The organism is Natronococcus sp. A-GB1 (assembly GCF_029688845.1).
Lineage (GTDB): Archaea > Halobacteriota > Halobacteria > Halobacteriales > Natrialbaceae > Natronococcus.
Window position 1 is genome coordinate 1 of record NZ_JARUKW010000002.1, and the last position, 23,625, is coordinate 23,625.

Below are 23,625 nucleotides of genomic sequence, written 5' to 3' on the forward strand. Positions count from 1 at the left end.
TAACAGTGCAAGCGATTCGGCGATAAGTTCGGAACCCATTGTCCTCCGAGAGTCCCCCGGTGAAGGTAAACCTGTCCCTCGCTCTGCCGACGATCCGACCGGCCTATACGCCTCGAGCCCCGAACGAGCCCGTGCCAGCTTCGAACGACGAGACCGACTCCGGCGTCGCTCCGGAGCCGCCGTTTCCCGACTCGAGGAACGTCATCGAGCCCGACTGTCGGCGCTGTCCCGCCCTCGCCGAGAACCGAAACTGCATCTCGTGGGGAACCGGGCCGCTCGACGCCGACGTGCTCGTCGTCGGCGAGGCGCCCGGCTCCGGGAACCCCGACGCCGACCGCTGGAAGGGGGGTAACTGGACGGGCAAGGCCTATACCTCCCGCCACTCTGGTCGACGGATCCGGCGAATGCTCGAGCGGGTCGGCTACGACGAACGGTCGTACTACACGAACGCCGTGAAGTGTTTTCCGGCGAGCGAGGAGGATCCGACCAGCAACCGCGAACCGACCGACGAGGAGCGGGCGAACTGCCGGGCCCACCTGGTGACCGAGGTCGAGACCCTCGAGCCCAATGTCGTCCTCGCGACGGGCAAGCACGCGACGAAATCCGTACTGGCGGCCGAGGACCGTGGGCTCGAGGGGTTCATCGACTCGGTCCTCGAGCCCGTGCGCTGTGAGACGCTCGATACCTGGCTCGTGCCGATTCTGCATCCCTCCTACCAGGACGTCTGGATCGTCCGCATGGGGTACGAACCCGAGGAGTACCTCGCCGAGATCGGCGCGACGCTCGACGAACTCGTCGATGGCACCGACGCCTAAGCCCTTCGCCAGCCCCGACGCCTAAGCCGTTCGCCGCCCAACTCGAGGTATGGCGGTTCGACACCGGCTGACGAGCGTCGAAACGGTTCTCGAGGAGGGGTCCTGGCTGTTTACAGTCCGGGACGCTCGCGGCGACGAGGAGGAGGAGGTGATCCTCGTCCCCTGCGACGACGACGATCGCGGTCCCGTCGAGGCGTGGGTCAACCGGTGTACCCACGAGGAACAGCGGCTCCACCGCGAGGACGTCGGCGCCGTGATTCGCGACGGTGGGATCGTCTGTCCGAAACACGGCTCGGTGTTCGAGAGCTGCTCGGGCTACTGCGACAACGGCGAGGCCGCGAACACGACGCTTGTCGACGTCGGGATCGAGGTCGAGGACGGGGAGGTGTACCTGACCGACGACGACGCCAGCTTCCTTCGGGAGGGTGGGGCGGGCAACGACGAGGACGAGGGCGGACCGAGTTCGACGTCTCACATCCAGTTCTGAGCGCGGATCGCCGGGTAACCTTCTTACGGCGAGCCGACACACACTGGCGTATGGGTACGATCTTCACGCAGATCGTCGAGGGAGAGATCCCGGCACGCATCGTCTACGAGGACGAGACGACCGTCGCCTTCCTCGACGCCAACCCGCTGGCGCCGGGTCACACGCTGGTGATCCCGAAAGAGGAGTACGAGCGACTGAACGACGTCCCCGACGACGTCGCGACGGAGCTCTACGCGACGATCCACAGACTGGTTCCTGCCGTCGAAGAAGCCGTCGACGCCGACGCCTCCACGGTCGCCTTTAACAACGGCGAGGAAGCCGGTCAGGAAGTTCCCCACGTCCACTGCCACATCGTTCCCCGGTTCGAGGGCGACGGCGGCGGCCCGATCCACGGTATCGCGGGCGAGGCGCCCGATATCGCCGACGACGAACTCGACGACATCGCCGACGAGATCGAGTCCCGAAGCTGAGCCGGCCGTGACAGTTTTGATCCCCTCGCTCGAGGGTCGCATATGGGAGTTCCCGACGTCGGCGCTCGGCTGCGAGCCAATCCCGTCGCGGCGACGATCGAACTCGCGAGCGTCTGCGTCGCCGCGCTGTTGCTCGTCGGCACCGTCTCGCTGCTGCTGGGTGGGCTGCCGATCGTCGCCGAGTGGCCCTGGCTGCTGATTATCGGCGTCGGCGCCGCGTTCGTCCTCTTCTGGACGGTCCTCGTCCCGGCGTACGAGCGGACCCTACAGTAGGGGTCCCAGCAGTACGTCGCCGTAGGTGAGCGCGACGACGAGTCCGAGAAACAGCGGAACGAGGAAGGGCATTCCCGGCGAGATCCAGATCCGGTCGCGGGTCGCCAGCGTCTCGAGTCCCCCTCGAAGCTCCGCTGGCGACGTTCCGTACGCCGTGCCCTCGATATCCTCGAGAAACGCCTCGGCGCCCCAGGGGTCGTCGTACTCGCGTGATCGGTCGCCCCCGTCCCGAACCGGCTCCTCGAGAGCGGAACCCGCGTCGCCGACCGGTCCGTCGGCGACGGCGCCGTCGGTCGGCGGGTTCGGCTCGTCGGGGAGCGTCGCGGGATCCCGGAACCGATCGGGCTGCTCCCGAAGTCGTGCAAGCGTCAGGCCGCGCCACCGAAGGTACATCCGAAGGGCGTCGAGGTCGAGTCCGCCACCCCCGTCGTCGCCGGGCGCCGAGAGCAGTTTGCCGTGGGTCGTCGGTACCCGCTCCCAGGGGACGGGTCGGCCGACGAAGGCGAGGCGAGTGAGGCGACCGGCGGCGACGTTTCGGACCGCCAGGGCGAGCGGAATCGCGAGTGCGACGACGACGGCGTTAGTCAGGATGACGAACGAGAACGCACCGATCGGCGACGCCGCGACGGGGATCGTCCAGGAGCCGAGTACGTACTGCGGCGTCGTCGGGAACAGCAAGGCGAGTACCAGCAGCGCCTTCCCGTCCGCGCCGCCGAAGGCACCGAACCACCAGCACAGGTACGCGAAGGGGACGACGAAGCCGAGGCTGATCGCTGCGGGAACGAGAAACTCGGACTGCCAGACGGCGGGACCGGCCGCCCGGGCTACGAGGGCGTCCCACAGCAGGAGGACGCCACCGAGCAGCGCGAGCGGGATCCAGAGCGAACTCGAGACCCGCCTGGTTCTGACGTCGCGAACGGCCGCCCAGCCGAAGACCGGAACGGCGAGGAGCCTGAACAGATCCGGAACCGTCGCGACGTCGATGGGTGTCACAACCGGGTACTCTCGAGCGCGTCGGCGTTATCTTTTCGGCCCGGTTTCGGTTGTTTCCTCTCGGACTCGGTCAGATAAGAAGTGGCCGGAACCGGTCGCTCCTACCGGACGGATCGACACGGGTCGCCACCGGAGAGCGTTGCTGTGGGACTCACCCCCCGTTTCGTTTGCAGCGACGAGGCGGTCCCGTTCGTTTTTGTCGGCGTTGAACACCGCGATCCGGTCCCGTGTGAGTTCGATCGCGACGCGCTCGCCCGCCGTCGGCGGGTCGTCGGTGACCTCGGCGACGAGTTCGCCACCGGTTTCGGTGCGAACGGTCACGTCGTACCGGCGACCGACGTCCGTGACGGTCGCGACCTCACCAGAGATCGAAGGCGTCGTTTCACCGGTTCCGGCGTCTGCAGAGGGGGTGAGCAACAGATCCTCCGGACGGACGTGACACGTGACCGACGCTCCCGCGGGCGGCGAACGGGCGCTGCTCCGCAGCGTGATCTCCTGTCCGCCTAGCGTGACGGTCGGCGGCTCGCGAGCGACGACGGTCGCCGGAAGCCCGATTTCGTCCTCGAACGCCGGCCCGACGTGATCTTCGAAGGTGTGAGCGAGGCTGCCGGCCGCCAGGACGTTCACCGACGTCCCGTCGCTTCCGAGACAGCCCGCCGCGGTCGTACCGACGAGACTGCCCGTTGCGGCGAGAACCGATCGACGGCTCCGGAGACCGCTGCCGTTCCCCTCGTCTCGAGTCATATACCATACTCTGCGTGCGGCCAGTATGAAATCTCACACAGTTTCTTGCTGAGTAAGAGGAAACTGAAAGTGGTTACTACTCCGTCGGCGCCAGGGCTCGAGCAAGGAGAAGTGGCCACACCGATCCTCGAGCTGTAGGATCGATGTTAGGAAGTGTTACCGTTGATTCCCGCTCGACGCAACTGGACGAACTCGCGCTGCGAGCTTCGGAGCGGCTGCTGGGTCCCGGAGCGGCCAGCGGGAGAAGCAAACGAAGGACCGATCAGTACGCGGGAGGAGCCGTCACAGAGCTTCGTCTGTCGGACCTGTAAATAAAAGCGAAATCGCGCGGCCTCGTGGCCGATTAAATGACGCGGTTCTGCAGGTAGTCGAGGTGTTTCGCGTTGTAGACGATCTGAACCTCGTCGGTTTCGGCGGAGCCGATACAGGTCAGACGGACGTTCTTGTCCTCGACCTCCTCGTCCGAGAGGATCTGCTGCATGTCCATGTCGATCTCGCCCTCGTAGACGATCGCTGCGCAGTTCGCACAGGCACCCGCACGGCAGGAGAAGGGCCAGTCGTAGCCCTGCGCCTCGGCGGCCTCGAGGATGTACTCGCCCTCGGCGACGTCGAGGGTTCCGTAGTCCTCCTCGTCGAGACCGGCGTCGGCGGCTTCGTCGAAGAGGTCGTCGTCGTCCATTTCCCAGCCCTGGTCGTCCAGCACTTCGTAGTTGAGGTATTCTACCGTGGGCATCACACGACGATTCGAGTCCCGCCTTGGTATAGCTTGCTGTTCCGTCTGCAAGCAAGGGGTGCCGAGCCGACCGAAGCGCAGAGTCGACGGGCGCCGGTCGGTCGTCGTGACACCCCCGTCTCCTGACGAAGTTCGAGAGAGGCGTCGTAGCGAGTAGCATCACTTATCCCGAATCATCACTTCGTACCGTCCGTGATTGAGCCGCTCTTACTGATCGGCGTACTGGTCGCGGTCTTCGTGGGGTACAACATCGGTGGAGCCACGACCGGCGTCTCGTTCGGCCCGGCCGTGGGTGCCCAGGTCCTCTCGAAGCTCGGCGCCGCGGCGCTGATGTCGATCTTCTTCTTCATCGGTGGGTGGTTCATCGGGCCGGCCGTCGTCGAGACGCTCGGCGAGGGGATCATCGAGGAGGAAGGCCTTCTGACCCTCGAGACGGGGATCGCCGTCCTCTTTTTCATCGGGCTGGCGCTGTTCCTCGGGAACCTCTTCGGCGTGCCGGCGTCGACATCGATGACGGCCGTCGGCGCGATCGCCGGCCTCGGGCTCGCGACCGGGACGCTCAACTGGGCGACGATGGGCGAAATCGTCTCCTGGTGGATCGTCGCACCGATCATCGCGTTCTGGATCAGCGGCGTCATCGGTCGGTACTTCTACACGCGGATAAACGAGTGGGTCGCGATCTCCCGCCGGGACACCTCGCTCTGGACCGTCGATCGATCCTCGACGATCCCGAAGGTCGGCGTCGCCGAGGGGACCGACAGACGCGAGATTACGGGCTCGCTGATCGTCGTCGGGATCGGCTGTTACATGGCGTTCAGCTCCGGCGCCTCGAACGTCGCGAACGCCGTCGCCCCGCTGGTCGGCGCCGGAGCCCTCGAGTTCGACGACGGGGTCCTCGCCACCTTCTCGAACATGGAGTGGGGCGTGATCATCGCGGGCATCGCCGTCACCATCGGCGCGTTCACCATCGCCCGGCGAACCCTCGAGACGATGGGCAACGACATCACGAACCTGCCGCTTACGGCCGCGGTCGTCGTGATGACGGTGTCGGCGACGATCGTCAGCTTGCTGTCGGCGATCGGCATCCCCGTTCAGCTGGTGATCGTCGCGACGATGAGTATCGTCGGTCTGGGCTGGGGTCGGGCGACGCGAACGACGACCGTCTCTGACGCCGTTCGAGGCGAGGGCGACGCCACCGTCTCGGTCGGCGCGTTGACCGCCGAGGAAGAGGGCGAAGCGGCGCCGGCGATCGGCGAGGAACGCCGTGAGGACATCCCGAAGGCGTCGGATCTGTTCGACCCGTCGACGACGGCACGGGTCATCCTCATCCAGAACTTCGTCCCGGTGCTCGCGACGATCGGGGCCTTCCTCACCTTCCGGTTCGTTCCGATCTTCGGATTCTGACGGCGAGACTTCCCAACAGACTTGGCCGTCCTCGTCGTTGAACGGAGTGATGCACTCGTCTGGAACGATACCGCGAGACGCAGTCAAACGGAGGTCGACGCGTTCGTGGCGCTGAGCCCGGTTCGCGTCGACGCCGCCGTCGACCTCGCGTACGGCGCGTTGATTATTCTCTCGATCGTCCTGATCGCGACGCTCGAGTTCGGCATCGGGATCGCGTTCGGAGTCGGTGTCTTCTCCGCATACGTCCTCCACGTCGTCTGGAAGATGGCCCGGTTCGATCCCGAGTGGATGACCCAGGCCGTCGAAGAGACGGTCGAAGAGGCAGTCGAGGAGTCGGTCGGCGAAACCGTCGGCAAACAGGTCGAAGAAACCGTCGAGGGCTCGGTCGGCGAAACCGTCGAAGAGGCCGTCGAACGACAGGTCGAGGAGACTGTCGGCGAGACCGTCGAGCGGACGGTCGGCGAAACCGTCGGCAAGCAGGTCGAGGAGGTACAGGCTCAGGTCGAGGCCGTCGACGAACGAATCGATCGGCGGCCGCGAGCCGAGGAGGTCGAGGAGATCGTCGAGGAGTCCGTCGAGGACGACGCGAGCGAGTAGCCGGGGACGTCCGCCTCATACGGATGGCTGTAACGATTTCCCGGCGCAACCGCCGCACGGGTCCGGTTACGCCGGTACTGACGTACAGTAACCCGTATCAGCGAACGATCGTCACCGGCACGGGCGAGCGCTTCGAGATCGTCTCGGCGACGTTTCCCACGAGGAAGCGGCGGGACGCCCGACCTCGGTCCGCCCCGTGGCTCCCCACGACGATCGTGTCGTACTCCTCCGCGCGATCGAGGACGTTCCGTGCGGGATGGCCGACGCCGACGACGGTGTCGATCTCTCGGCCCCGTTCGCTCGCGATCTCGCGGGCGCGTTCGAACACCGGTTCAGCGCGTCTGGCAGCCGCTTCGTCGAGATCGTCCTCAAGCGTGAGGCTGACAGCGTCGCCCATCATCATCGACGGAACGCCGACGACGTGCAAAACGGTAATGTCCGTGTCCGGAAAGTTATCGAGGGCGTAGGCGAGGGCGTGTCCAGCCTGATCGGAGTCGTCCATCGGGACCAGGATTCGCGAGAGCATGCGCCGACGTACGCGACCCAGCATCGTAATACCACGGTCAGACGACCCCCGGAACGAGCGTGAAGAAGCCGTACGCCAGGAGCGTCGACATCGACGGTCCGATGATCCACATCGAGACGTACTTGATGACGGCGCGTGGGTTGAATAGATCGCTCCCGTGGAGCACTTCTTCGGTCTCCGCTTCGCCGATGGCGGGCGCCGGTTTCCCTTCCTTTTCCTCGGCGACGATCACGCCCAGTTCGATATCGCGCTCTCGGGCCTCGTTGTCGCGGGTGACCGCCTCGCGGAAGGTGATCGGTCGGGTCGCTCGGCCCCAGCCGATTCCGACGATCGTCATCACCGTCGCCATCACGAGGCTGATCGGAATGCCGATGTACGAGAGCGCGGTCGTGATCGTCGACGCCGTTACCATGACGAACAGCGCCGCGAGCAGCGGAATGTCGCTCAGCTCGCCGCCGACCGAGTCCATCGTCCGGCGGGCGATGGTGAACCCGCCGAGGCCGATAGCGAGGGTCGCGATAATGACTGCGGTGTTTACCTCCAGTCCCGCCTCGCCGACCAGCGGCGCGGCGGCGTTCGGAACGTTGCTCGCGCCGGCGCTGAACGCCATATAACAGCCGATGGCGAGGACAACAGCGGTGGTACCGACCTCCGACCAGGTCGTGTTCGGGCCGAGTGCCGGTTTCGGAACCGTCCCGCCACGATCGAGGGTTAGCAACGGTCCATCTGTCTTTTCGATCTCCACCCGCCGGTTTATTTCCGGGTAGACGTACCGACCGATGATGCCGCCGATCCAGAAGCCAATGATCGGCGTCACGACCCACCACGAGATGATCTCGGCGATCGTCACGTAGTTGAGCGTCCCGGTCGCGAGCCCGAGGCCGGCGATCGCGCCGACCGTCGTCATCGACGTCGGCACGGGGACGCCGAAGAGGTTGGCGACGAGGATTCCCAACCCGATGAAAAAGAGGACGGCGACCCCCGACGCCAGCGTGAGTTCGGTGGTGATGATCCCCTCGCTGAGCGTCTCCATTACGTTCTGACCGACGGTGATCCCGCCGAGGAAGACGAAGACGGTCATGATCCCCGCAGCGGTCGTCTTCTTTACGATCCCGGCGCCGACCGACGGTCCCCACGTGATCCCGGTCGAGGAGCCGCCAATGTTAAAGCCGACAAAAATCGAAGCAATCACCCCGATCAGCAGAAGAGTTTCGACCATTAGCGAATAATCCGAGTGTCGTCATAAAATAACCACCGAACCCTCTCTGGAGGGTATAGACATAATTGGGGTACCATCCGTATCTGAGCCCGCTCATCGCCTCCGATCTGCGGACTCAGAAAGCCCGAGGCAGGGCTCGTCGCGAACAGCTGTTTGTGGATGCTGTCGCCCGCGTAGGCGGCCATCCGCCAGCCGAGCTCCTGGACGAGTCCCGTGCGGGCGACCCCGCCGCTCAGGATCAACATCGCGAGCACCGTGATCGTCGCGTCGTTCGAAAAGCCCGAGACGCCGGTGCTCGGATCGACCCCGGTCCAGGGCTCTAAGACGACCAGCACGACGATGAGCAAGATTGCGGTGACCTCGATCGGCAGCCGCTCGGTGAGAAAAAGAACGAGCGCGAGGGCGACGACGCCGAGCACGACGAGGATGTCCGTCGTCAGCTCCGGCTGGGTCGTCACGTCCTGGGCGAGCACCAGGGGCTCCGGCATACTGCGTTCTCACTCCCACTCCATAGGTAACAGTTCCGACGGACGCCGGACGGTCGGCGTTCGATGGCGGTCGCCGAAACCGTCGCCTTTACTCGCCTCGGCCGCCGATCTCGAGTATGCAATCAAACGGGTTCGAGGTGATCCCCGCGGTCGACGTCCAGGACGGCGAGGTCGTCCAGCTGGTCCAGGGCGAGCGCGGCACCGAGAAGACGTACGGTGACCCCGTCGAGGCCGCCGAGCGCTGGATCGACGCCGGCGCCGAGACGCTCCACCTCGTCGACCTCGGCGGCGCCTTCGAAGGCGAGCGGGCCAACGCCGACGCGATCGACGCGGTGATCGACGCCGTCGACGTCCCCACGCAGCTAGGCGGGGGCATTCGGACTGCCGACGACGCCGTCGACCTGCTCGAGCGCGGCGTCGATCGGGTCATCCTCGGAACGGCGGCCGTCGAGAACCCGGATATCGTCGCCGAGATCAGCGAGGAGCATCCCGACAGCGTGGTCGTCAGCCTCGACGCGAAAGACGGCGAGGTCGTCGTCGAGGGCTGGACCCAGGGCGCCGGCGTGACACCCGTCGAGGCCGCCGAACGGTACGCAGAACTCGGTGCGGCCGCGATTCTCTTTACGAACGTCGACGTCGAGGGTCAGCTCGAGGGCGTCGCCACCGACCCCGTCCGAGAGCTCGTCGAGGCGACTGATATTCCGGTGATCGCAAGCGGCGGGGTCGCGACCCTCGAGGACATACGGGCGCTCGAGGAGACCGGTGCGGCCGCGGTCGTCGTCGGCAGTGCGCTGTACGAGGGCAACTTCACGCTCGAGGAGGCGCAAGCCGCGGTCGACGACTGAGACGGACCGCTGTACGTCAGTGGCGGCCAAGCCACAGACGGATCGTGGTTTCTGAACACGGAAACTACGTCTCACCCAGGCGCTCCCCGCAGAATCGACACTGCTCCAGGGTGGCGACCTCCTTTGATCGACAGTTCGGACACTCGAGGAGTTCCGGTGTCTGAACACCGGTTTCGCTCGGTGCTGCCGCCGTTCGATCTCGTCCGACGTTCACGTAAAGCAATATTCCGGCGATACCGCCGAAGAACACCGTGAGCCCCCAGAGGAGCGGATCGTGTGAGCTGTGATCTCTCGCGTCGAGAGCTGCCCAGACGCTGACGAACAGCCACAGAACTGCGGCCGTCACTATGAGAGAGACTGGCATGAATTTTTGTGTTGTTTGATTGACAATAAATGTTTCGAACAGTCGAACACCCATTCGGCGGCGAACGGACGAGGTGTGAGCGGGACACACGCCAGCACGAACTTCCACCGAGTGTGGCCCCAGAGTGGCCGCACGCAGCGCAAAAGGTCGGTCAGGAGCGCCAGAACGCCGGCGTCAGCAGGACGAGCACGGGGATGATCTCGATGCGGCCGATCCACATCATGACGATCATCACCGCCCTGGAAGAGACGGCGAAGCCAGCGTAGTTGTCCATCGGTCCGGCCCGCTCGAAGGCGGGGCCGATGTTCAGAAAGATCGACGCGGAGGCTCCCATCGCCTCGAACTCGCCGACGGGGTCGCTGGTGCGGGCCGCGTCGACGACCACGAAGATCGTCAGCAGGAAGAAGAGCACGAGCGTGAGCAGGATGTAGGCGTAGATGTCCCGCACCGTCTCCTCGTCGACGACCTCGTTGCCGAGCCGAAGCGGGCGGATCGCCTCCGGATGGACCGACGTAAAGAGGCTCCGTCGAAACGCCTTCAGCGTCACCAGCCAGCGCAGCGACTTGATCGAGCAGGTCGTCGAGCCGGCCATCCCGCCGATGAACATACAGAGAAACAGCAGGTGCTTCGCGCCGGGACCCCAGAGATCGAAGTCCGTCGACGCGTAGCCGGTCGTCGTTACCAGCGAGGCGACGTTGAACACCCCGTGGCGGATCGTCGGCTCGAGACCCGTGTTGACGTCGGGATCCAGCAGGAGGATCGCCACGACCAGCGCGGCGAAAAACGCCAGCACGCCGACGTAAAAGCGAAACTCCTGGGACTTGAGCGGGCGGCGGTAGTCGCCCTGCGTGACGTAGTACAGCAGGACGAAGTTCGTCGAGCCCAGGATCATGAAGGGGATAATCGCCCACTGGACGGCCGGCGAGAAGGCGCCGGCGCTGCCGGGCTCCGGTGAGAATCCCGCGGTGGCGACGCTGGTCATCGCGTGGGAGACGGCGTTGAAGGGATCCATATTGGGTCCGAGCCCCGCGAGGTGGAGCCCGTAGAACGTCGCGGCCGCGAGCAGCGTGAGGCCGACGTACAGCCCCCAGATGAGCCGGGCGGTGTCGCTGATGTGGGGACGCAGTTTGCGGACGTTTCGGGTTTGGGACTCGGTCTCCATCAGCTGGGCGCCACCGACCATCAGGTTCGAGAGCAGTCCAATCGCGACGATCAGGATACCGAGTCCCCCGAGCCACTGGATCAGCTGGCGCCAGAGCATGATCGCACGCGACTGGTTCTCGAAGTCCCAGCCGCTCATCACGGTCGCACCCGTCGTCGTGAGCCCGCTTGTGCTCTCGAACAGGGCGTTGACCGGGCCGCCAACCCCGCCGTAGAACGCCGATTGCGGACCGGCCGCGAGCCCGGCCAACAGGAAGGGGACGGCGCCGACCGCCGCGACGCCGAGCCAGGTGATCGCGACCATCAGAAACGCCTCCCGCTGGCCGAGCGAGCGCTCCTCGGAGAGGGACTCGAGTGCGAGTCCGATCGCCGCCGTGAGGACGACCGCGACCAGAAACGGAATCGGGTCGTCGCCGTCGAGGGCCGCGAGCGCAAGCGGAGCCGCTAACGGAACGGCGAGCCACTTGAGCACCGTTCCCGTGAGGCTACAGCTCGAGCGCCAGTCGACGCGGATCGTCACGTGTACCCGACGGTGTGAGAGGAGGGAAGATAATCGGTTCGGAACGGAAGCAGGGCGATGAAATCCCTCTCACGCGGACGCGTTCGAGCGGAGGGCGGATTCAGTCCTGGTTGTGTTCGTGCCCGACGTAGAGTGCAAGGACGTTGACCCCGAGCAACACGGAGAACGCAAGCAGGACGTTCGGATCACCGAGGCCACGCGCGAGCAGCGGGAGGTGGACGAACGGGAGGGCGATCGCGGCCCAGAACGCGACGAGCTGGGCCGGGGCTTTGACCGAGCGAACGAATCGACGACGGTATCGCTCGGGCGTGGACGCGTCCGGGTCGGCGGGCGTAATCGATTCGTTCGGAAGCGGGGAGTGGTTCGACATGGCCAGGGACTACCTCTTTGTATCCCTTACATTCACCATAACTATCATATAAGTGATCGAATATTAGATTAGGTTAGTTCTATTTTATCGCCGGTCCGTGCTGGAAGAGACGTTTCGAAACCGTTCCACAACTAGTTAGAAATTTTATAACCACTTCTGAGAGCCTCGTCCATGTGAATTACACTCATTCGCTGGAAACGGCCGCCGCCGTGACCCCGAGCCGAGCGGAACCACCTTGTACCGGCGGCGGCATCGATCCACCATGAGCGAGCGAACGGCGACGGTAACCCGCGAGACGAGCGAGACGACCATCGACTGCACCCTCGCGATCGACGGCAGCGGCGACGCCGACGTCGAGACGGGTGTCGGCTTCTTCGATCACATGCTGAGCGCGCTCGCCAAACACGGGCTGTTCGACCTCGAGGTCGACTGCGACGGCGACCTCGAGATCGACGACCACCACACGGTCGAGGACGTCGCGATCGTTCTCGGGACGGCACTCGACGAGGCGCTCGGCGACCGAACGGGGATCGTCCGGTACGCCGATCGCCGCGTCCCCCTGGACGAAGCCGTCGCGGGCGCCGTCGTCGACGTCAGCGGCCGACCCCGGTTTTACTTCGACGGCGCGTTCTCCCAGGACGCGATCGGCGACTTCACGAGCGACATGGCCCGCCACTTCGGGGAGTCGCTCGCGATGAACGCCGGCCTGACGCTCCACCTCGAGGTCGACGGGGAAAACGCCCACCACGAGGTCGAGGCGCTGTTCAAGGCCCTCGCGCGCACGCTCGACGACGCGACCCGGATCGACGACCGTCGGGAGGGGACCCCGAGTACGAAGGGCGCCCTGTAGCGCAGCCTCGGACACCCACCGAGCTGCCGGCGCGCACCGATCACCGATCCTTATAGTCCGGCCCGCGTACGCCCGGTACATGTTCGACGAGATTATGGAGAAGTTCGAGGGATCGCCCAGCCAGCAGGCGGTGATCCGTCTGCTGCTCGAGCGCGGGTTCTCCGTCAACGACGACGGGCGGGTCGTCTCCGGCGGCATCGAGATACCGAACACGGGCATCGCCCGCGAGATCGGCGTCGACCGACGGGTCGTCGACTCGACGACCGACGTCATCCTCGAGGATCCCGAGCTGCGCCGGATCTTCCAGAACATCTCGCAGGTGCCGAGTCTGATGGATCTCGCGCCGGTTCTCGATCTGACGGTGCTGTCGATCGCGGTCGACGACGCCGACCAGGAGGGGATCGTCGCGACGATCACGGGGACGCTGGCCGAGCACGAGATCTCGATCCGGCAGACGATCAGCGAGGACCCCGAGTTCACCGACGAGCCCCGGCTCTACCTCGTCACCGATCAGGACCTGCCGGGCGAAGTGATCACCGAGATCCGCGACCTCGAGTTCGTTCGCAAGATCGAGCTCCAGTGATCAGCCGTCGGCCGGCTCGTGGTCCTCGAGGACGGCGCTGAGCGCGCTCGTCAGCTCCTCGAAGCGCTCCATCGACATGTTGTCGGTCGTCACCCAGACGCCGTGTGAGCCACGGATCACGCGACTCAGGTACCCGTTTTCGAACATTCGGATCGTCGCCTCGTACTCGCCGAGCTGTGTGTTTCGGTAGGCCGACTGGGAGTGAAAGCCGCGGCGTTCGTGTTCGGCGAACCCGATGAGGTCGGCGGTTCGGTCGAGATCAGACCGCAGGTACACCTGCTCGACGTCCTCCTCGGTGAGGTAGGTGATGCTGCGGAGTTCGTCCCCGACGGTGGTTCGACAGGCGCTGCGGAGCTCGTCGGCGAACGTCTCGTCGATGATGGTATCGTCCATGCGACGACAGACCGTACCGAGGACCAATAACGTAGCGGATCCGGCACCGACCGGCACGACGACCGACGGGCTCTTTTCACTCGCGTGTGTACGCCCCGCATGATCGATCCGGGACGGAGACGGAGTGGTCCCGCGTGACCGAGACGTACCAAACCGTCGCCGACGCTGCGACGGCGACGTTCGTCGTCCAGGGGTCCGAGTTCCTCGGCCACGTTCGGCCCATCGACTCCGTCGACGCCGCCGAGGCGTTCGTCGAGGACGTCGCCTCGGAGTACGACGACGCGACCCACAACGTTCCCGCCTACCGAGTGCGGGCCGACTCCGGCGGGGAGTTCCTCCGGGAGTACTCGAGCGACGACGGCGAACCCTCCGGCTCGGCCGGCAAGCCGGCACTGAACGTCCTCGCCCAGCAAGAACTCGAGAACTGCGCGGTCGTCGTCACCCGCTACTACGGCGGGACGAACCTCGGCGTCGGCGGGCTCGTCCGGGCGTACTCCCGGGCGGTCAAGGAGGCCGTCGAGACAGCGGGAATCGTCGAACAACGGCCACACGAGCAGGTAACCGTCACCGTCGAGTACGACGACTCCGGGACCGTCCGTAGCATCTTGGAGAGCGAGGCCCTCGAGTTCGACGCTGACTACGAGGCCGAGGTCACCTTCGAGGTTCGGGTTCCGGTCGCGGAGGCCGAGGCGCTCCGGGATCGGCTCCGGAGCGCGACGAGCGGGCGGGCCGATCCGACGTAGCCGAACGACGGGCTACGGTACGGATCGGGCGTCCGAGCCCGCAGTCTCGAGGGTTCGTTCGATCGTCTCCCGGACGGCCTCGAGTTCGGCGAGTTCGGAGCGCTCGAAGCGGACGTCGAACAGCCCGCGATCGAGAACGAGTTCGTCCTCATGGAGCCGGACGTGGGAGACCTCGTCCCAGGGAACGAACGCCTTCGTGAACGGACGGCGCTTGACGAGTCCAGCCTCGTGAACCCGGATTTCGGGGTCGGCACCCCACGACGTTTGCCAGCGGCCCTCGATAGCACCGCCGACGATCCAGCCGACCGCGATCAGTAGCCAGACGACCGCGGCGGCCCAATTCCCCCCAACAGCGTTGCTGAGCGCCAGAAATCCCCAGAGCCCTCCGAGTAAAACGTCGATCTTTCCACCACCGGGCGGCGTCCACCCCCAGGTTGCCGTCGGCTCGTCCACGGTGACCGCCTCCACGTATTCCGTTTGGGCGAGACCGCCGAGGACAAAGCCGAGGACGAGAACGGCAAGCGACGACCCGGTCGCGACGAGCGTCGAGGCGATCGGGGACCAGGCCATGGTAGCGGCCGCCGCGCCGAGCAAGCCCGGAATCCCTGGCAGGTACAGCAACGCGCGACGGCGTCGGCTCCGTCCCAGACGGATCGCGAGATCGCCATCGAGCCGTGCGACGAGGACGCCGAGGATTCCACCGGTCGCGAGACCGCCGACGAAGGCGGCGGCGAGGACGGCGTCCGAGACCTGCTGAGTCGCCGCCATCGAGGCGGCGATTCCGGCGACGAGGACGCCGAGATAGAGCCCGAGAACGACCCGAAACCGGGTGCTCGGAGAACCTGCGGCGTCGTCGGTCGGCTCGCTCGAGTCGGACATACCACCCACTACGTCGAACTGGTTGAAATAATGACGGGATCGGAGTCAGACGGACCGCCGTACGGCGGTGACGACACAATCGCGGAACGGGTCGCGGCTGTGGCAAGAGCCTGGGACGGAGGACCGTCTCAGGCGTCGCCGGGCGCCGGTGTGGAGGTGGCCGCGTCAGCGTCGGCTTCCTCGAGGTCGGCCCGCGAGCGGTTACGGTAGGTCAGTACCACGAGCATCGCCAGGCCAACGCCCCGCAGCGAGGCGGTGATCTCGAAGATCGTCAGCGCCGAGGGGACGCCCGCGAGCGCGAGCGCCGCTTCGGCGAGCAACAGCGGGATCTCGGGGACCATCAGCAGGATCGACGAGATCGAGTACAGCGCGCGGTTCACCTCGGAGACCGAGGCGTACTGGTAGCCGATGATCGTCACGCCGAGTGCGTAGACCCCGATGAACATTCCGAGCACGGGGATCACGACCTCGGGAACGACGAAGCCGACATCGGCGACGTCGTTCCAGCCCATGATCTCGCCGTCGCGCAGGAACAGGATGCCCGGCGAGAAGACGAACGCGAACGGGACGAGGACCTTGTTCAGCGAGAGCAGGAACGCGATCGTCGCCGTCTTCATCTCCTCGGCTTTCGCGACGCCGGCCCCGGCGAACGCGGCGACCGCCACCGGCGGGGTGACGTCGGCCATCAGTCCCCAGTAGAGGACGAACAGGTGTGCAGCCAGGACGATGACGCCGGCCTCGACCAGCGGCGCCTCGAGCATCGCGACGAGGATGATGTACATCGCGGTCGTCGGCATCCCCATCCCGAAGATGATCGCGGCGACGCCGGTCAGTCCGAGCAGGATCAGCATCGAGTCGCCGCTGACCTGGCTGATGAGCGCGGCCAGGTTCGGCCCGAGCCCGGAGACGCTGATGACGCCGGGGACGACGCCGGCGGCGGCGACGGCGACGACGACCGTCGTCGCTGTTCGTGCACCGGAGTCCATCGACTTCAGGACGAACGTCCCGAAGCGGTAGGCGCGGTTGCCCGACAGCGACGGGCGGTTGAACGCCTTCGCGCTTCGATTGGCCGCCTCGTCGACCTCGGGGTCGAAGTCGAGCAGCGGCGCGTCGGCCCGCGGTCGCAGGAGAATGAAGACCGCACTGACGAGGATCGCGATCACCCCGAAGTCACCGATCGCGGCCACCGCCGCGTCGCCGATCGCCAGCGGTTCGCCGGTGGTCTCGAGACCGGCTGCCGCCTGTGCCGCGTCGAAGAGGCCGACACCGGCCGTCGCGTACGCGGCCGCTTGGGCGACGTACGCCGCCGCGAGCGTTCCCATCAGCGGAATCCGCGTGCGTTCGTCGTAGGCGGCGACGATCGCCAACAGCGCAACGACAGCGACGATGGTCAGCCAGCCGGCGCGGTTGATCGAGTACCGGGCGATCACCAGGAAGTACAGCAGCAGGATCAGCGGAATGAGATAGAACCAGCCGCTGCGCAGCGCCGAGCGGACGTCCGGCAGCTCCGAGCGGGGAAGCCCGCCGATGCCGCCGCGAACCGCCTCGAAGTGGACCATCACCCACATTCCGAAGAAGAAGGCGAGTGCGGGTAACGTTGCGGCGATTATCACGTCGGCGTACGGCGTGCCGGTAAACTCGACGATGAGGAACGCCGCGGCGCCCATCACGGGCGGAAGCATCTGTCCGCCCGACGACGAGGAAGACTCGACCGCTCCCGAGAACTCCGGCGAGTAGCCCGAGCGCTTCATCAGCGGGATCGTGAACGCACCAGTCGTCACCGTGTTGGCGATCGACGAGCCGCTGAGCATCCCCATGAACCCACTCGAGACGACGCTGGCCTTTGCGGGACCACCCTCGCGGGTCCCCGTCGCGGAGTAGGCCATGTCGATGAACCAGCGGCCGGCCCCGCTCATCTCGAGGAAGGCGCCGAACAGGATGAAGATGTAGATAAAGCGGACGCTGACGGACACCGGCTGACTGTGGACTCCGGCCTCGACCGTATACCAGAGGTTGTACATGATGTTCCCCCAGTTGTCGGGTTGGATCGACAGCGCGCCGATCACGGAGTCACTGGGGATGTGGTAGCCCCACCGGGCGTAGACGATAAAGAGGGCGACCAGCGACGTCAGCAAGAGCCCGAGCGCTCGCCGGGTCGCCTCGAGCACGAGCAACATGCCGACGACGGCGAGAACGAACGCGGCCGAGGCGTCGGCCATCGGGATCCCGATCGCGGTCAGGCCCACCTCCACGGGAGCCAGAAACGGGAAGACCTCGCCCAGCGACTGGGTGTCTTCGAAGCGGTGGACGGCGATCTGCTGAATTTCGTCGTAGTTGGTCCCGATGTAGTACGCCGGCATCATCGCGATACCGGCCAGGATCACGTCGGCCGGCGCGACCCGGTTCATATCGGGGTCGAGGAACACCCATCTGGTCGCGCCCGCAGCCTTCGCGGTCCCTCGAGTAATCGGGTGTTCGTCGCCGAGCCGACTCCTGACCGCTGGCTCGATCCGGCCGAGTCGTCGGACGACGAACCCGTCGCCACGACTCGTCGGGAACAGCAAGAACGCGAGCACCAGCCCGAACGCGACGTGGATCGCGTTGACCTGGAGCTGCTGGAAGCCGATCAGTCGATACTCGCCGACGACCGGCAACGTCCCGCCGAAGACGTAGCCGCGCGCGGCGATCCACATCTGGAACGCCGAGAACGTGATGGCGATCAGGGAGACGATCACGACCGCCAGTCCGCGGTGGGACCGGCGTCGCTGGACCTCCTCCATGAGTTCCTGTTGTTCCTCGTCGCTGAGTGCCTCTTCGTCCCCCCTGTCTACGCTCATGAGTTCGTCTCAGTCATTTTTGCCGCCGTCGGTAATGTGTTCGTTTCGGTTCGTCGCCCCGAGTTACCGTCGGTGACGACCTCACCGATCCCCCGGTCGGCCAGAAACAGGACGACGCGGCCGTCGGCAGCCTCGGCCAGCGCGTACCGTTCGTCACTCACGATCAGTTCGTGGCCGGCGATCTCGCCGGGGGCGACGAGCAGTTCGTCGTGGGTTTCCGATCCCCGGACTACGTACCCCTCCTCGGTTCGCTCGACGTCCGTCGTCGGCAGCCCGGCGCCGAACGAATGAAAGACCGATCGATCGGCACGCAGGCTCGAGCCGTCGACGACGTAGACGTCCTCGATCGGCGTCCGCTCGACGCTGTGCGTGTAGGCGATCGTCACCTCCTGGCCCTGATCGACCGGGATCTCGAACAGCCGCTCGTCGGACTCCGCGTCCGCGACAACGAGCGTGCTGTCGGCCGTCGCCGAAGAAACCACGGCGGTTGCTCCGGAGACGGCAACCGCGGAGACGAGGAACGCGCGTCGGGTCAGGTGGTCCACGGTGATGCTCCGGAGATCTCCCGATATCGCGGTCAAGCGGCGTTACTCGTCCTCTTCGTCGTCCTCACCGTTTTCGTCCTCAGCGTCGTCCTCGGCATCCTCCTCGTCGACGTCCTGCTCGTCGAAGTACGCCGCCGCGCCCTCGTGGAGATCGATCGGCATCGCCTCCTGGGCGGTCTCGAGGTCGATGAAGTCCGCCTGGGTCGTGAAGTCGTCGACGTTGTCGAACATCGCCGCCGTAACCTCCTCGACGATCTCCGCGTCGACCCCCTCGTGGGTCGCGAGCATCGCCTGCACCGAGACCGTCTCGACGTCGTCGTCGACGCCGTCGTAGGTGCCGCCGGGAATCTCGTCCTCGGCGAGCCACTCCGCGTCGTCGAGCAGGTTGTCGCGGGCCTCGTCGGTGATCTCGACGAACGAGATGTCCTGGGTCGCCGAGAGGTCCTCGATCGCACCCAGCGGGTAGCCGCCCACGGTGATCGCGGCGTCGACGTCGCCGTCGCCGATCTGGTCGGCCGCGGTCCCGAAGTCGGTGTTCTGCTCGTCGAACTCCTCGACGCCCGCCGACTCGAGGATCTGCAGGGCGTTGACCTGCGTCCCGCTGCCGGCGTCGCCGGTGTTGATCGATGCACCCTCGAGGTCCTCGACGGTCTCGATACCGGAGTCCTCCTGGGTGACGATGTGGATCGTCTCCGGGTACAGCGAGGCGATACCGCGGATGTTCTCGAGCGGTTCGCCCTCGAACTCGTCGAGCTCGACGCCGTTGTACGCGAAGTACGTGATGTCGTTCTGGACCAGCGCGAGTTCGGCCTCCTCGCGGCCGAGGCTGGCCGCGTTCTCGACGCTGGCACCCGTCGACTGCACCTGAATGCCGTGTGGCGTCTGGTCCTCGACGATGGACTTCATGTCACCCGCGAGCGGGTAGTACGTTCCCTCGGTTCCGCCAGCGTGCAGCGAGAGCGTCTCGCCGCCCTCCTCGGGCTGAGCTTCCTCGAGGTCGTCCTCGCCGTTTTCGTCGTCGCCGTTGTCGTCTCCGTTCGCCTCGTCTTCAGCGTCTTCGCCGATACAGCCGGCGAAACCCACGATTCCAGCAGCCCCACCGAGCGCAATGAACTTGCGCCGCTTGATGTGTCGAACCATGCAGGATATATAATGCGGAATTCGTTAATAGCTGCTTCGGATTTTTTCCGTTCGGCGAGGGCGAGCCAGATCGGACGAAAGATCCCACATCTCGGGTCGAAGCCGTGTGGTTTCGTCTCGAGCCGCAGCCTGAGCCCTCCTCGTACCGTTCCGTCGCTCGAGCGGCCGAGACGATTACGAATCGAAATATTTTCACGGGCTCCACGGTGCCTGTTGGCATGAACCGAATCGAGGCGGCCGACTACCACGACCTCGTACAGCCCGCGAACCCCCAACTCTCGCCGGAGGGCGACCGCGTTGCGTTCGTTCGTCGGACGCCGGAGGACGACGAGACGACCGCGGCGACGATCCACGTCGTTCCCGTCGGTGGCGACGAGCCGCGACAGTTCACCGCGTCCGACGGCGTCGACGGCCAGCCCCGCTGGAGCCCCGACGGCTCCCGGCTCGCGTTCGCCAGCACGCGCGGCGACGGCGACCGACAGCAGGTGTGGGTTCTCCCGACCGACGGCGGCGAGGCCCGGCGAGTTACGGGCGTCGTCGGCGGGGTCGACGGTCTCGAGTGGAGCCCCGACGGCTCCCGGCTGCTGTTCACTCAGCGGGTGACCGCGGTCGACCGCGAGACGGGACGCGACGTCGCAGTCGAGCCGGAGTACGAGCCCGACGAGCCCGATCCGCGCGTGATCGATCGGATGATCTACCGCGCCGGAACGGAGTACCTCGACGGGCGACGGAGCCACGTCTACGTCCTCGACGTCGAGGCGGCCCTCGAGGACGGGGTCGATGCCTCGGCGGACGGCGAGGACGACACCGACGCGGGAGCGGCGGTCACTCGGCTCACCGACGGCGACGCCGACCACGTCGGCCCGACGTGGGGCGACTCGGAAACCGTCTACTACGCGACGAAAGTAGGCGAGCAGCCCGACGATTCGGTGACGTACGACCTCGTCGAGCACGACATCGGAACCGACGAGCGCACCGAATTCACGCAGACGACGGGCTGGATCAGCGGACTCGAGGCGACGGCCGACGCTCGGGTCGCCTTCGAGTACACTGACGAAGAACGGCTGACGCTCGGCCAGACCGAACTCCGCGTCCACGACCGCTCGACTGGAGACGAGACGACGCCGACGGAACCGCTCGATCGGACGATCGGTCACAACTCGACGTTCGAGTGGGGTCCCGAGGGCGAGTCGCTGTACTTCACGACGCCCGACGAGGGGTCGCGGGTGCTCTGGTCGGTCCCCGGCGACGCGAGCGAGGAACCGACTCGAGTGTACGGCGAGGGCGTCACCGTCGAGTCGTTCTCGGTGGGGAGCGACGCCGTCGCCGTCGCTCAGAGCGAGTGGGACCACCCCGGCGATCTGTTCCTCACGACCCGCGGCGGCGCCGAGACGGTCAGGTTGACCAGGGTCAACCACGAGTACCTCTCGGATCGGCCCGTCCGTCAGCCCGAGGAGGTGTGGTTCGAGAGCGACGGACACGAGGTCCAGGGCTGGCTGCTCACGCCCCCGGAGTTCGGCGGCGAGGTGCGGTCCACCTCGGAAGCGCCGAGCGAGGGGGAGTCGCGGGCCGCCGAGGAGACGTACCCGCTGGTCGTCGAGATCCACGGCGGCCCCCATTCCCAGTGGACGACGTCGGGAACGATGTGGCACGAGTTCCAGACCCTGGCCGCACGGGGGTACGTCGTCTTCTGGTCGAATCCTCGAGGCTCGACGGGCTACGGCGAGACCCACGCCAGCGCCATCGAGCGCGACTGGGGCGACGTGACGCTGACCGACGTCCTCGCCGGCGTCGACGCCGTCTGCGAGCGCGAGTACGTCGACGAAGACGAACTGTTCGTCACCGGCGGCAGCTTCGGCGGGTTCATGACCGCCTGGACGGTGACCCAGACCGACCGCTTTCGGGCTGCCGTCTCCCAGCGTGGCGTCTACGATCTCTCCAGCTTCTACGGCTCGACGGACGCATTTAAGCTCATCGAGGGTGATTTCGGCACCACTCCCTGGGCGGAACCCGAGTTCCTCTGGGAACAGTCGCCCGTCGCCCACGTTCCGAACGTCGAGACCCCGACGCTCGTGGTGCACTCCGATCGGGACTACCGAACCCCCGCGAACACCGCCGAGCTGTTCTATCTCGGACTCAAAAAACACGGTGTCGACACGCGACTCGTCCGCTACCCCCGCGAGGGTCACGAACTCTCCCGCAGCGGCGAACCGGGGCACATCGTCGATCGCATCGAACGGATCGCCCGCTGGTTCGACGGCTACTCGAGCTATCACGAGGCGTCGCCGGCCCTCGAGCGCGAGCGCGATGCAGGGCTCTCGAGCGCGGCGGACGACAACGAGGGCGCGACGGACGAAACGAGCGAAACCGACGCGTAGCGCTCGAGTCCGTACTCCGACGGACCTGCCAACCCACAAACAATATTATCGACCGGACATAAACGTTGGTACGTGCCGCTTTCGCCCGACCGGCGACTCCAGCTCAGAATCGCTGGCGCGCTCGTGCTGGTGATCGCCGTCAACGGCGCCCTCCTTGCGCTACTCGCCTGGATCGCGAGCCACGCGCTCTCCGCGAGCGGGCGGTCGGTGTCGATCGAACTCGGCCTCCCGCTTTCGGTCGGGGTCGTGCTTCTCGGCGCGATCGGGCTCGTCGCCACGCAGGCGCGGTACGGCTCGCGAACGGCCGTCTCCGGACTCGAACTCGAGCCGGTCGACGGCGATGGGCCACGAAACGTCGCGAGTCGGGTCCGGCGGCTGGCGGCACAGGCGGACGTCCCGGATCCGTCGGTGGCCGTCGCCGACCGCTCCGAGCCGGGCTGTCTGACCGTCGGGCGCCAGCGCTCGCCGACGATCGTCCTCACCAGGGGACTGCTCGAGGAACTCGACGACGACGAACTCGAGGCGGCGCTGGCCCACGAAGTCGCCCACGTCGCGAACCGCGACCTGCCGGTCGTCACCGCCGTCGCTGCGGCCGTCGCGATCGGCGATCGACTGCTCGAGCGCGAGGAGTTGCTACGGCGCGTCCTCGAGAACACGGTGATGATCGCCTTCGTGACCGGGATCGGCGTGATCGTCTTCGCGATTCCGATTCTCGTGCTCGGCGTGTGCTACCTCCTCCTGAGCGCGGTCGCTCGTGCGGTCCTCGGGGCGAACGCGATCGTCCTCGGACTGTTCTCGCGAGCCCGCGAGTACGCCGCCGATCGCGGCGCGAGCCGACTCACCGGGAAGCCGGCGGCGCTGGCGAGTACACTGGAGACGCTCGACGACGGGGCGCGTCCTCGACGAGACGCGCGGGTACACGCCAGCGCGACCCTCGGGATCGTTCCGCAGCCGCTCGGCCTCGAGAACGCGACTGAGAACGGAGAGGAGAGCTGGGTCGAGCGGTTCCTCTCGCCCGTCTCCCTCGAGCGAATCGGCGAACCGACCCTCTTCGACCGGGCGGTGACCGGAGTCGGCAAGTGGCTCCGCGAGCGACTCGTCGCGCCGACGGCAGCCGCCGTCCGTCGGCTGCTGGGCTGGCGGCCCTCGACACATCCGCCGACCGAGGCGCGGGTCGATCGGCTGCGGGCGCTCGAGCGACGGCGGCGTGAGTAACGGTCGTTTCAGCTAGTCGAGCGACGAATGAGCGGTGCGATGGGAACGGTCCG

Annotated in this window: 25 protein-coding genes and 2 pseudogenes; 12 read left to right on the top strand and 15 right to left on the bottom strand. The window is 66.3% G+C overall.

From position 1 onward, the window contains the following. Nucleotides 1–131: 131 nt before the first annotated feature. Genes QA600_RS02660 through QA600_RS02675 form a run of 4 tightly spaced genes read left to right on the top strand, consistent with a single transcriptional unit; the run spans nucleotide 132 to nucleotide 2,045 of the window. Nucleotides 132–815 carry a uracil-DNA glycosylase gene (locus tag QA600_RS02660; RefSeq protein ID WP_278290417.1) on the top strand — a complete coding sequence of 228 codons (684 nt, stop codon included), beginning with the start codon at nucleotides 132–134 and terminating at the stop codon, nucleotides 813–815. Nucleotides 816–864: 49 nt separating this feature from the next. Beyond that, the gene (locus QA600_RS02665) at nucleotides 865–1,302 is read left to right on the top strand and encodes a Rieske 2Fe-2S domain-containing protein (protein ID WP_278290418.1); all 438 of its coding nucleotides are present in this window, start codon (nucleotides 865–867) and stop codon (nucleotides 1,300–1,302) included. Nucleotides 1,303–1,352: 50 nt separating this feature from the next. Then, nucleotides 1,353–1,772 (top strand): HIT family protein, encoded by a 420-nt coding sequence (locus QA600_RS02670; protein ID WP_278290419.1) that lies wholly within the window; start codon nucleotides 1,353–1,355, stop codon nucleotides 1,770–1,772. Between the two features lie 42 nt (nucleotides 1,773–1,814). After that, nucleotides 1,815–2,045, top strand: coding sequence for a hypothetical protein (locus tag QA600_RS02675; RefSeq protein WP_278290420.1), 231 nt, complete (start codon nucleotides 1,815–1,817; stop codon nucleotides 2,043–2,045). On the opposite strand, the gene QA600_RS02680 is transcribed toward QA600_RS02675, so the two are convergent. The 4 genes and pseudogenes from QA600_RS02680 to fer all read right to left on the bottom strand — a co-directional run bounded on the left by QA600_RS02680 (nucleotide 2,037) and on the right by fer (nucleotide 4,515). Continuing rightward, nucleotides 2,037–3,038, bottom strand: a complete 1,002-nt coding sequence (locus tag QA600_RS02680; RefSeq protein ID WP_278290421.1) for an A24 family peptidase — start codon at nucleotides 3,036–3,038, stop codon at nucleotides 2,037–2,039. The two genes, QA600_RS02675 and QA600_RS02680, sit on opposite strands and share 9 nt — an antisense overlap. Nucleotides 3,039–3,065: 27 nt before the next feature. Then, nucleotides 3,066–3,593 (bottom strand): TOBE domain-containing protein, encoded by a 528-nt coding sequence (locus tag QA600_RS02685; protein WP_278290759.1) that lies wholly within the window; start codon nucleotides 3,591–3,593, stop codon nucleotides 3,066–3,068. Next, a pseudogene (locus QA600_RS02690) lies at nucleotides 3,588–3,782 on the bottom strand (sulfate ABC transporter substrate-binding protein); the annotation flags it as partial. The pseudogene QA600_RS02690 and the gene QA600_RS02685, both read right to left, overlap by 6 nt. 343 nt (nucleotides 3,783–4,125) lie before the next feature. Then, on the bottom strand, nucleotides 4,126–4,515 hold the full coding sequence (fer, locus tag QA600_RS02695) for a ferredoxin Fer (protein WP_005554738.1): 390 nt from the start codon (nucleotides 4,513–4,515) through the stop codon (nucleotides 4,126–4,128). A gap of 192 nt (nucleotides 4,516–4,707) precedes the next feature. Here fer and QA600_RS02700 point away from each other — a divergent pair, with 192 nt between their 5' ends. Together QA600_RS02700 and QA600_RS02705 are read left to right on the top strand one after the other, a co-directional pair. Further along, nucleotides 4,708–5,919, top strand: coding sequence for an inorganic phosphate transporter (locus QA600_RS02700; RefSeq protein WP_278290422.1), 1,212 nt, complete (start codon nucleotides 4,708–4,710; stop codon nucleotides 5,917–5,919). Nucleotides 5,920–6,030: 111 nt separating this feature from the next. Then, the gene (locus QA600_RS02705) at nucleotides 6,031–6,516 is read left to right on the top strand and encodes a hypothetical protein (protein ID WP_278290760.1); all 486 of its coding nucleotides are present in this window, start codon (nucleotides 6,031–6,033) and stop codon (nucleotides 6,514–6,516) included. 97 nt (nucleotides 6,517–6,613) lie between these two features. Here the strand turns inward: QA600_RS02705 and QA600_RS02710 are convergent, their stop codons facing one another. The 3 genes and pseudogenes from QA600_RS02710 to QA600_RS02720 all read right to left on the bottom strand — a co-directional run. Next, nucleotides 6,614–7,042 (bottom strand): universal stress protein, encoded by a 429-nt coding sequence (locus QA600_RS02710; RefSeq protein ID WP_278290423.1) that lies wholly within the window; start codon nucleotides 7,040–7,042, stop codon nucleotides 6,614–6,616. A 37-nt stretch (nucleotides 7,043–7,079) separates the two neighbouring features. After that, complete coding sequence (locus QA600_RS02715; protein ID WP_278290424.1) at nucleotides 7,080–8,261, bottom strand: inorganic phosphate transporter; 1,182 nt, start codon at nucleotides 8,259–8,261, stop codon at nucleotides 7,080–7,082. A gap of 113 nt (nucleotides 8,262–8,374) precedes the next feature. Then, nucleotides 8,375–8,749 (bottom strand): annotated as a pseudogene (locus tag QA600_RS02720) (SLC13 family permease); the annotation flags it as partial. A 116-nt stretch (nucleotides 8,750–8,865) separates the two neighbouring features. On the opposite strand from QA600_RS02720, the gene hisA reads away from it, so the two are divergent. Continuing rightward, on the top strand, nucleotides 8,866–9,594 hold the full coding sequence (gene hisA, locus QA600_RS02725; RefSeq protein WP_278290425.1) for a 1-(5-phosphoribosyl)-5-[(5-phosphoribosylamino)methylideneamino]imidazole-4-carboxamide isomerase: 729 nt from the start codon (nucleotides 8,866–8,868) through the stop codon (nucleotides 9,592–9,594). 64 nt (nucleotides 9,595–9,658) lie between these two features. On the opposite strand, the gene QA600_RS02730 is transcribed toward hisA, so the two are convergent. From QA600_RS02730 to QA600_RS02740, 3 genes are all read right to left on the bottom strand, one after another. Then, the gene (locus QA600_RS02730) at nucleotides 9,659–9,958 is read right to left on the bottom strand and encodes a PLDc N-terminal domain-containing protein (RefSeq protein ID WP_278290426.1); all 300 of its coding nucleotides are present in this window, start codon (nucleotides 9,956–9,958) and stop codon (nucleotides 9,659–9,661) included. A 151-nt stretch (nucleotides 9,959–10,109) separates the two neighbouring features. Continuing rightward, the gene (locus tag QA600_RS02735) at nucleotides 10,110–11,639 is read right to left on the bottom strand and encodes a TrkH family potassium uptake protein (protein WP_278290427.1); all 1,530 of its coding nucleotides are present in this window, start codon (nucleotides 11,637–11,639) and stop codon (nucleotides 10,110–10,112) included. A gap of 100 nt (nucleotides 11,640–11,739) precedes the next feature. Beyond that, a complete protein-coding gene (locus tag QA600_RS02740) occupies nucleotides 11,740–12,009 on the bottom strand; it encodes a hypothetical protein (RefSeq protein WP_278290428.1) in 270 nt (89 codons plus the stop codon). Between the two features lie 262 nt (nucleotides 12,010–12,271). Between QA600_RS02740 and hisB the strand changes: the two genes are divergently transcribed. Together hisB and QA600_RS02750 are read left to right on the top strand one after the other, a co-directional pair. Next, a complete protein-coding gene (gene hisB / locus QA600_RS02745; protein WP_278290429.1) occupies nucleotides 12,272–12,859 on the top strand; it encodes an imidazoleglycerol-phosphate dehydratase HisB in 588 nt (195 codons plus the stop codon). 79 nt (nucleotides 12,860–12,938) lie between these two features. Beyond that, nucleotides 12,939–13,442 (top strand): hypothetical protein, encoded by a 504-nt coding sequence (locus QA600_RS02750; protein ID WP_005554754.1) that lies wholly within the window; start codon nucleotides 12,939–12,941, stop codon nucleotides 13,440–13,442. Here the strand turns inward: QA600_RS02750 and QA600_RS02755 are convergent, their stop codons facing one another. Then, nucleotides 13,443–13,835 carry a hypothetical protein gene (locus tag QA600_RS02755; protein ID WP_005554756.1) on the bottom strand — a complete coding sequence of 131 codons (393 nt, stop codon included), beginning with the start codon at nucleotides 13,833–13,835 and terminating at the stop codon, nucleotides 13,443–13,445. A gap of 134 nt (nucleotides 13,836–13,969) precedes the next feature. On the opposite strand from QA600_RS02755, the gene QA600_RS02760 reads away from it, so the two are divergent. After that, the gene (locus QA600_RS02760; protein WP_278290430.1) at nucleotides 13,970–14,578 is read left to right on the top strand and encodes a YigZ family protein; all 609 of its coding nucleotides are present in this window, start codon (nucleotides 13,970–13,972) and stop codon (nucleotides 14,576–14,578) included. Between the two features lie 12 nt (nucleotides 14,579–14,590). On the opposite strand, the gene QA600_RS02765 is transcribed toward QA600_RS02760, so the two are convergent. The 4 genes from QA600_RS02765 to QA600_RS02780 form a co-directional block, all read right to left on the bottom strand. Next, entirely contained in the window at nucleotides 14,591–15,457 is an 867-nt protein-coding gene (locus QA600_RS02765; RefSeq protein WP_278290431.1) for a hypothetical protein, read from the bottom strand. A gap of 128 nt (nucleotides 15,458–15,585) precedes the next feature. Next, nucleotides 15,586–18,294: a TRAP transporter fused permease subunit gene (locus QA600_RS02770; RefSeq protein ID WP_278290432.1), complete on the bottom strand. Its 2,709-nt coding sequence runs from the start codon at nucleotides 18,292–18,294 to the stop codon at nucleotides 15,586–15,588. Beyond that, nucleotides 18,291–18,839, bottom strand: a complete 549-nt coding sequence (locus QA600_RS02775) for a DUF1850 domain-containing protein (RefSeq protein ID WP_278290433.1) — start codon at nucleotides 18,837–18,839, stop codon at nucleotides 18,291–18,293. The genes QA600_RS02770 and QA600_RS02775 overlap by 4 nt, the downstream gene beginning before the upstream one ends. A 42-nt stretch (nucleotides 18,840–18,881) precedes the next feature. Continuing rightward, on the bottom strand, nucleotides 18,882–19,979 hold the full coding sequence (locus QA600_RS02780; RefSeq protein WP_278290434.1) for a TAXI family TRAP transporter solute-binding subunit: 1,098 nt from the start codon (nucleotides 19,977–19,979) through the stop codon (nucleotides 18,882–18,884). Nucleotides 19,980–20,197: 218 nt separating this feature from the next. Between QA600_RS02780 and QA600_RS02785 the strand changes: the two genes are divergently transcribed. Both QA600_RS02785 and QA600_RS02790 read left to right on the top strand, forming a co-directional pair. Further along, the gene (locus tag QA600_RS02785; protein WP_278290435.1) at nucleotides 20,198–22,357 is read left to right on the top strand and encodes a S9 family peptidase; all 2,160 of its coding nucleotides are present in this window, start codon (nucleotides 20,198–20,200) and stop codon (nucleotides 22,355–22,357) included. Between the two features lie 72 nt (nucleotides 22,358–22,429). After that, nucleotides 22,430–23,572 carry a M56 family metallopeptidase gene (locus QA600_RS02790; RefSeq protein WP_278290436.1) on the top strand — a complete coding sequence of 381 codons (1,143 nt, stop codon included), beginning with the start codon at nucleotides 22,430–22,432 and terminating at the stop codon, nucleotides 23,570–23,572. The last annotated feature ends 53 nt before the right edge of the window (nucleotides 23,573–23,625 follow it).

Bases quoted from the DNA above. Each gene is read 5' to 3' on its own strand.
- QA600_RS02670 (WP_278290419.1), top strand. From the start codon at position 1,353: ATGGGTACGATCTTCACGCAGATCGTCGAGGGAGAGATCCCGGCACGC.
- fer (WP_005554738.1), bottom strand. From the start codon at position 4,515: ATGCCCACGGTAGAATACCTCAACTACGAAGTGCTGGACGACCAGGGC.
- hisB (WP_278290429.1), top strand. From the start codon at position 12,272: ATGAGCGAGCGAACGGCGACGGTAACCCGCGAGACGAGCGAGACGACC.
- QA600_RS02715 (WP_278290424.1), bottom strand. From the start codon at position 8,261: ATGGTCGAAACTCTTCTGCTGATCGGGGTGATTGCTTCGATTTTTGTC.
- QA600_RS02785 (WP_278290435.1), top strand. From the start codon at position 20,198: ATGAACCGAATCGAGGCGGCCGACTACCACGACCTCGTACAGCCCGCG.
- QA600_RS02710 (WP_278290423.1), bottom strand. From the start codon at position 7,042: ATGCTCTCGCGAATCCTGGTCCCGATGGACGACTCCGATCAGGCTGGA.
- QA600_RS02755 (WP_005554756.1), bottom strand. From the start codon at position 13,835: ATGGACGATACCATCATCGACGAGACGTTCGCCGACGAGCTCCGCAGC.
- QA600_RS02665 (WP_278290418.1), top strand. From the start codon at position 865: ATGGCGGTTCGACACCGGCTGACGAGCGTCGAAACGGTTCTCGAGGAG.
- QA600_RS02770 (WP_278290432.1), bottom strand. From the start codon at position 18,294: ATGAGCGTAGACAGGGGGGACGAAGAGGCACTCAGCGACGAGGAACAA.
- QA600_RS02750 (WP_005554754.1), top strand. From the start codon at position 12,939: ATGTTCGACGAGATTATGGAGAAGTTCGAGGGATCGCCCAGCCAGCAG.
- QA600_RS02740 (WP_278290428.1), bottom strand. From the start codon at position 12,009: ATGTCGAACCACTCCCCGCTTCCGAACGAATCGATTACGCCCGCCGAC.
- QA600_RS02780 (WP_278290434.1), bottom strand. From the start codon at position 19,979: ATGGTTCGACACATCAAGCGGCGCAAGTTCATTGCGCTCGGTGGGGCT.
- QA600_RS02675 (WP_278290420.1), top strand. From the start codon at position 1,815: ATGGGAGTTCCCGACGTCGGCGCTCGGCTGCGAGCCAATCCCGTCGCG.
- hisA (WP_278290425.1), top strand. From the start codon at position 8,866: ATGCAATCAAACGGGTTCGAGGTGATCCCCGCGGTCGACGTCCAGGAC.
- QA600_RS02765 (WP_278290431.1), bottom strand. From the start codon at position 15,457: ATGTCCGACTCGAGCGAGCCGACCGACGACGCCGCAGGTTCTCCGAGC.
- QA600_RS02730 (WP_278290426.1), bottom strand. From the start codon at position 9,958: ATGCCAGTCTCTCTCATAGTGACGGCCGCAGTTCTGTGGCTGTTCGTC.